The 4,298-nt window shown below is 65.4% G+C and carries 4 protein-coding genes; 3 read left to right on the top strand and 1 reads right to left on the bottom strand.

From position 1 onward, the window contains the following. Nucleotides 1-146: 146 nt before the first annotated feature. Nucleotides 147-932 carry an SDR family oxidoreductase gene (locus IVB13_RS35660; protein ID WP_018452969.1) on the bottom strand — a complete coding sequence of 262 codons (786 nt, stop codon included), beginning with the start codon at nt 930-932 and terminating at the stop codon, nt 147-149. 238 nt (nt 933-1,170) lie between these two features. Here IVB13_RS35660 and IVB13_RS35655 point away from each other — a divergent pair, with 238 nt between their 5' ends. From IVB13_RS35655 to IVB13_RS35645, 3 genes are read left to right on the top strand one after another with little or no spacing between them, the layout of a single operon-like run. After that, nucleotides 1,171-2,235, top strand: a complete 1,065-nt coding sequence (locus IVB13_RS35655; protein WP_026232431.1) for an acyl-CoA dehydrogenase family protein — start codon at nt 1,171-1,173, stop codon at nt 2,233-2,235. 17 nt (nt 2,236-2,252) lie between these two features. After that, entirely contained in the window at nt 2,253-3,413 is a 1,161-nt protein-coding gene (locus tag IVB13_RS35650; RefSeq protein ID WP_008133127.1) for an acyl-CoA dehydrogenase family protein, read from the top strand. 15 nt (nt 3,414-3,428) lie between these two features. Then, nucleotides 3,429-4,247, top strand: coding sequence for an enoyl-CoA hydratase/isomerase family protein (locus tag IVB13_RS35645; RefSeq protein ID WP_018452966.1), 819 nt, complete (start codon nt 3,429-3,431; stop codon nt 4,245-4,247). Nucleotides 4,248-4,298 lie beyond the last annotated feature (51 nt).

Here is a 4,298-nt window from a genome sequence, read left to right as displayed (position 1 = left end):
TGATCCGCGCGGCGACACGTGGATGGCCGGGTCAAGCCCGGCCATGACGTGGAGAGAGCGGAGGCCGGGTCAAGCCCGGCGACGACGTGGAGAGAGCGGAGGCCGGGTCAAGCCCGGCGACGACGTGGAGAGAATGTGCCGCGCGATCACGTCACCAAATGCATCCCCGCATCCATGCGCACGACTTCGCCGGTCATGTTGCTGGAGGCCGGCATCGCCAGGAAACAGACGAGCTGCGCGATGTCTTCCGCCGATGACGCGACCTTCAGCGGCACCTTCGCCGCGACGCTGTCGCGCACCTGCTTGGCGCCCGCCTCGCCGCGGCCCTTGGTGAACCAGGGTGTATCGATATAGCCCGGGCATACCGTGTTGACGCGGATCAGCGGCGCCAGCGCGCGCGACAGCGACAGCGTCATGGTGTTGAGCGCGCCCTTGCTCGCGGCGTATGCGATCGACGATCCGACGCCGCTGATGCCGGCGACCGAGGAGATGTTGACCACGGCGGACGGCCGCCCAGAAGCTTTGGCGCCGGCCTCGAGCAGGCTGCGCGCCGCGCGCACCATCTGGAACGGGCCGATGGTGTTGACGCCGTACAGGCGCTGGAAATCTTCCGCCGACAATCCGTCGAGATCGGCATGGACGACATGCTTGGTGGTGCCGGCATTGTTGACGAGCACGTCGAGCCGGCCCCAGCCGCCAGCTGCCGCGACGATCTTGCGGCAATCGTCATCCTTCGAGACGTCGCCCTGCGCGACCAGAACTTCCGGTGAGCCCGCCTTGCGGCAATGCTCCGCGGTCGCCTCCGCTTCCTTCTGGCTCGAGGAATAGTTGATGACGAGCCGCGCCCCGCTCCGTGCGAGAATTTCCGCGGTCGCAGCGCCCAGGCCGGAGGCGGACCCCGTCACGATTGCGCACAAACTGTCCTTTGCCATCCGGATTTCCTTCCCCTTGATTGAGTATCGACGTTCTGTTTAGCGAGTTTGCCGCGCCCTGCAAATCGAGCAAACTCCGCTAAGCGGAATTAGCTCATCGCCCATGCCCGCGCCGCAGGTTGACCTGCGATCAGCGCTTGTCAGGGCCATGGCTTTTTTGGATCATCGGGCGCAAGAAGAACCTGCGCGCCCGCCCCACTGGGGCCGGATGCGCCAATGGCAAAACACGGGGAACGCTGTGGCGGAGAGTGACAATATCGTCGTCGAGACCGCGGAGAAAATCTTCGCCGATCTCGCCGATCCGCAGACCGTCAACAACGACAAGAAGGATTCGTGGCAGGCGCCGCTGTGGCAGGCGCTGAGCGAGGCCGGCCTGCCGCTGGCCTGGGTGCCCGACGATCTCGGCGGCTCCGGCGCGAGTCTGGCCGACGGCTTTGCGCTGCTGAACGCGGCCGGCCGTTTCGCAGTCGCGGTTCCCCTGGCCGAGACCATGCTGGCCGGCTGGCTGCTGGCGCAGGCGAAGATCGCTTCCCCGGAGGGGGAGATGACGGTGCTGCCGGCGTCGCCCAAGGATCGCATCACCCGCGATGCCGATGGTGCGCTCTCCGGCCGCGCCCGCGGCGTGCCCTTCGCAAAGGCGGCAAAGCACTTCGCGGTGCTGGCCCACGGCAAGGACGGAGTCGCGGTCGCGCTGGTGGATGCGAGCAAGGGCCGGATCGAGACCGGACTCAATGTCGGCTATGACCACAGCGACACCGTCACGCTCGACAAGGTCCAGCCCCTCACCATCAAGCCCGCGCCGAGCGGCTTTGACCAGACCACAATGATGCTGATGGGCGGCGTCGCGCGCAGCCTTCAGATCGCGGGCGCGCTGGAATCGATGCTCGACATCTCCGTGCGCTATTCCAACGAGCGCGTCGCCTTCGAGAAGAAGATCTCCAAATTCCAGGCGGTGCAGCACAATCTCGCCCGCCTCGCCGGCGAGTCGGCTGCTGCGCTTGCGGCTGCGACTTCCGCGGCCGACGCCATCGCCAACGCAAAGTCGTTCGATGACGCGGTCTATCTCGAAGCCGCCTCCGCAAAGATCCGCTGCGCGGAAGCTGCGGAAAAGGGCGGCGCCATTGCGCACCAGGTCCATGGCGCGATCGGCTTCACCCTGGAGCACATCCTGCACCGCTATTCGCTGCGGGCGCTTGCCTGGCGCGACGATTTCGGTTCGGAAAGCCACTGGGCCGTCGAGCTCGGCAAGCTCATTGCCAACCGCGGCGCCGACGAATTGTGGCCGCTCGTGGCTTCGCGCTGATCAGGGACGAGACAACAATGACCGCTGCCCTCCGTTTCGATCCGATCCGCCTGCCCGAGAAATGCGAGCAATTGCGCAAGGAAGTACGCGCCTTCCTCGCGGAGGAAATCGCCGCCGGTACCTTCGATCCGCACAAGCCCAACCGCGAAGACACCGACGCGCCGGAATTCTCCCGCCGGGTCGGCGCCAAGGGTTGGCTCGGCATGACATGGCCGAAAAAATATGGCGGCCAGGAGCGCTCGTTCCTCGAACGTTACGTGGTGACGGAGGAGATGCGCGTCGCCAACGCGCCGACGCGGCGCTTCTTCGTCGCCGACCGCCAGAGCGGACCGGTGCTGATCAAATACGCGCCTGAGCACATCAAAATGGACATCCTGCCGCGCATCTGCCGCGGCGAGATCTGCTTCGCGATCGGCATGAGCGAACCGAACTCCGGCTCGGACCTGTTTGCCGCGAAGACCCGCGCGACCAAGACCGACGGCGGCTATCTCATCAATGGCACCAAGATCTGGACCTCGTCGGCGCATATCGCCGACTACATGATCGCGATCTTCCGGACGTCGCAGCCGACCAAGGAAAACCGACGTCACGGCCTGACCCAGTTCCTGGTCAAGATGAAGCAGCCGGGCATCCAGGTGAACCCGATCGGCCAGATCACCGGCCAGTACGAGTTCAACGAGGTCGTGTTCACCGATTTCTTCGTGCCTGACGATCATGTGCTCGGCGAAGTGGACGGCGCCTGGAAGCAGGCGACCAGCGAGCTCGCTTATGAGCGTTCGGGCCCCGAGCGCTTCCTGGAGACCTATTACGTGCTGACCGAGCTGGTTCGCGCCGTTGGTCCCAATCCGGATACCCGCAGCGCCGAAGGCATCGGCCGGCTGGTGGCGCAGCTCCACACCATGCGGCGCATGTCGGTCTCGGTCGCGGGCATGCTGCAAGCCGGCAAGGAGCCGGTCGTCGAAGCCTCCATCGTCAAGGACATCGGCACGGTGTGGGAACAGCAGCTGCCGCACCGCGTGCGCGATCTCGCCGCCTTCGTCGAGGAGACCGCGACCAACCGCGAGACGCTGGAGCGGCAGCTCGACTTCGCCATCAAAACCGCGCCGAAACTCACCATCCAGGGCGGCACCACCGAGGTGCTGCGCGGCATCATCGCCCGCGGGCTTGGTTTGCGCTAATCATTCGAGGACATCATGAGCACCTATAAAGATATCGGCGTCGAAAAAGTTGGTCACGTCGGCACCATCGAGATCCGCCGCCCGCCGCTCAACTTCTTCGACATTTCGCTGATCAACCAGATCGCGGACGCACTCGACGAGTTCGATCGCGACATCGAGATTCGCGCCTCGGTGCTATCGGCCCAGGGCAAGGCGTTTTGCGCCGGCGCCAATTTCCAGGACCCGGCACGACAGGCGCAAGAGGCGCGCGAAGCCGATAAGACGGCCAAGGGCGATCCGGCCGATAGCCTCGGGGCGATCAATCATCTCTACATCCAGGCCGTGCGCATCTTCCGCGCCAAGAAGCCGATCGTCGCGGCCGTGCAGGGCGCCGCCATCGGCGGCGGACTGGGCCTCGCGGTCTCGGCGGACTTCCGGGTCACCTGCCCCGAAGCGCGCTTCTCCGCGAACTTTACAAAGCTCGGCTTTCATCCCGGCTTCGGCCTGACTGTGACGCTGCCCGAGCTGATCGGAAAGAACAACGCCGAGCTGATGTTCTACACCAGCCGCCGCGTCACCGGTGAGGAGGCCTTCAAATGGGGCCTCGCCAACGAGCTGGTGCCGCAGGACCAGGTCAAGGCGGCCGCACTGAAGCTCGCCGGTGAAATCGCCGAATGCTCCCCGCTCGGCCTCGTCTCCACCCGCGCCACGATGCGCGCTGGCCTCGCCGATCGCGTGATGGCCGCGACCAATCACGAGCTCGAGGAGCAGACCCGACTGCGCGCCACGGAAGACTTCAAGGAAGGCGTGAAGGCCACGGAAGAGCGGCGGGTCGCGAATTTCAGGGGGCGGTAGGTCCTTTCTTCCTTCTCCCCTTATGGGAGAAGGTGGCGCGAAGCGCCGGAT

The sequence above is a fragment of the Bradyrhizobium sp. 17 genome (assembly GCF_023073515.1).
GTDB classification, from domain to species: domain Bacteria; phylum Pseudomonadota; class Alphaproteobacteria; order Rhizobiales; family Xanthobacteraceae; genus Bradyrhizobium; species Bradyrhizobium canariense_D.
This window is presented reverse-complemented; position numbering and strand designations above follow the sequence as displayed.